The following is a 2263-nucleotide window of genomic DNA, read 5'->3' as shown; positions in this document are numbered from 1 at the left end:
GACTTTGCCCTATATCTCCTGGAGCATGCCAATGTGGCCACCGTCACTGGTGAAGCCTTCGGAAACCCGAACTGTATTCGGATTTCGTATGCCGCTTCGGAAGGGGAACTGAAGGAAGCTGTCAAACGGATCAAGGAGGTCTTATAAACTCATTCGATATACCACATCCAATAAAAAACCCGTCGCCATCATGGCAACGGGTTTTTTATTGGACGATAATGAAATGATAAATATATAATCCATACGTATCTCAACTTTAGTATATTGCAGTTATTAATTACTATACGGAATTTTTATTCTGTTCGACACAAATCCTGTATTAATTTTATCCCATAACATCCTCTAACAACCACCATCATGACCTGGAAAAACCTTTTCAACGAAAAAGAGGCCCAAGAAACCATTGGCCGAATCAATGCCCTGACCCCGGAAACGCAGCCCCAATGGGGCAAAATGAACGTATCGGAAATGCTGGCACACTGCAACGTAGCCTACGAACTGACGTATACTGACAAACATCCCAAACCCAAAGGTCTTCAGAAATTTCTGGTCAAGCTTTTTGCCAAAAAAATAGTCGTGGGTCCAAAACCCTACAAAAGGAACCTTCGAACCGCACCGGTGTTCTTAATCACCGACGAGAGGAATTTCGAAACCGAAAAAAAGCGCTTGATCGAGCATATCGAAAAGACCCAAAAGTTGGGCCCGTCACATTTTAACAACAAGGAATCCCACGCCTTTGGTGCCTTAACGGACAAAGAATGGAATACGCTCTTCTCCAAACATCTCGACCATCACTTACGGCAATTTGGCGTGTGAATTATTTAAAAGGTTACTTCATCGTAAGCCCCAATTGCTCTCTTCTACGGTTAAAACTTCCCGGCGGACTGTAAATGAAGCTTCCGGAGTTCGCCCCTTGTAGTTCTCTTTTACGATTAAATCCTTGTTTACGGCAGACAGAAATACACCTTGGTAAACGCGCAAAACTCAAATTTGTATTAAAGTTGTTTATAATTTTCTATCTTTCAACCTCTAAACAATCAACGACATGACCACGTACATCTTCGAGTTTATCGGAACCGCCATGCTGATCCTTATCGGCAACGGTATCGTCGCCAACATCGTGCTCAAAGGCACAAAAGGTGCAGATGCGGGTTGGACAGGGATTGCCCTTGCCTGGGGTATCGCCGTATTCATCGGAGTTTTCGTAAGTGCCGACATCAGTGGGGCACATCTGAATCCGGCCGTTACGATAGGGCTTGCCACCGCCGGAAAATTCGGTTGGGAGCACGTTCCCGGCTATACGGTGGCCCAGGTCTTGGGAGCCATGATGGGGAATCTTCTGGTTTGGTTGACCTATAAAAAACAGTATGATGCCACGGAAGACCAAGGGGCCTTATTGGCCACTTTTTCGACCGCTCCGGCTATTCGCAGTCCGTTTTGGAACTTGGTTACCGAGATTATCGGCACTTTTGCCTTGGTATTCGGCGTGTTCTACATCGCTGGTGGCACCGTTTCGGACGAACCTATCAAACTGGGCGCCCTAGACGCCTTACCGGTTGCACTTTTGGTGATGGGCATCGGTTTCGGACTCGGTGGCCCTACCGGTTATGCCATCAACCCTGCTCGGGATCTCGGCCCCCGGATAATGCATGCCATCCTTCCTTTAAAAGGAAAAGGCAGCAGTGATTGGGGCTATGCCTGGGTACCTATCGTCGGCCCCTTAATTGGAGGAGTTTTGGCGGCTATGGTATATATGTGGATAGGGGTTTGAAGTATCGATCGCAAGACTGCCTGCCGTAGGAAGGTTCAAACTCAAACTCATGCTTTGGGAAGTTTTAAACTCAAATTCAAGGGGCGACATCCGATGGCAAAAAGAGGTCCTTGGTCGTATTGGGATTTCTTTACACAAAAAAAGGTACATCCTTTACCGCGTATTTTTTCATCCCTTCCTCGTTAATTTCGACCCCGATTCCCGGTTTTTCCGATAGGCTTATAAATCCGTTTTCGACCATCGGGCCGTCAAAGGTTACGATTTCCTTGAACATAGGGTCTTTGTGGAAATAGATTTGCCATTCCAAAATCATAAAATTGGGTACCGAGGCACATACATGGCACGACGCCATGGCCCCGAGATACGATGCCACCATGTGCGGCGCAAAGGGCACATAATATAGATTGGCCAAATTGGCGATGCGTTGGGCCTCCCCCAGCCCTCCCGCTTTTTGTAGGTCGGGCATGATGATATCGACGGCACCCGCTTCCA

The 2263-nt window shown here is 47.2% G+C and carries 4 protein-coding genes; 3 read left to right on the top strand and 1 reads right to left on the bottom strand.

All coding sequences use genetic code 11. From position 1 onward, the window contains the following. From ACEW8S_RS08840 to ACEW8S_RS08830, 3 genes are all read left to right on the top strand, one after another. On the top strand, positions 1-147 hold a 147-nt coding region (locus ACEW8S_RS08840; RefSeq protein WP_373517793.1), incomplete at its 5' end, for an aminotransferase class I/II-fold pyridoxal phosphate-dependent enzyme. A gap of 210 nt (positions 148-357) precedes the next feature. Then, the gene (locus ACEW8S_RS08835) at positions 358-816 is read left to right on the top strand and encodes a DUF1569 domain-containing protein (protein WP_373517792.1); all 459 of its coding nucleotides are present in this window, start codon (positions 358-360) and stop codon (positions 814-816) included. Between the two features lie 229 nt (positions 817-1045). After that, complete coding sequence (locus tag ACEW8S_RS08830) at positions 1046-1771, top strand: MIP/aquaporin family protein (protein ID WP_373517791.1); 726 nt, start codon at positions 1046-1048, stop codon at positions 1769-1771. A gap of 130 nt (positions 1772-1901) precedes the next feature. Here ACEW8S_RS08830 and ACEW8S_RS08825 read toward each other — a convergent pair. Then, positions 1902-2263, bottom strand: a 362-nt coding sequence (locus ACEW8S_RS08825) for an enolase C-terminal domain-like protein (protein WP_373517790.1), incomplete at its 5' end; no start/stop codon positions are given.

It is taken from the genome of Pricia sp., assembly GCF_041745955.1.
Taxonomy (GTDB): Bacteria; Bacteroidota; Bacteroidia; order Flavobacteriales; family Flavobacteriaceae; genus Pricia.
The sequence above is the reverse complement of the archived record's forward strand: the minus strand, read 5'-3'. Positions and strand labels throughout refer to the sequence as shown.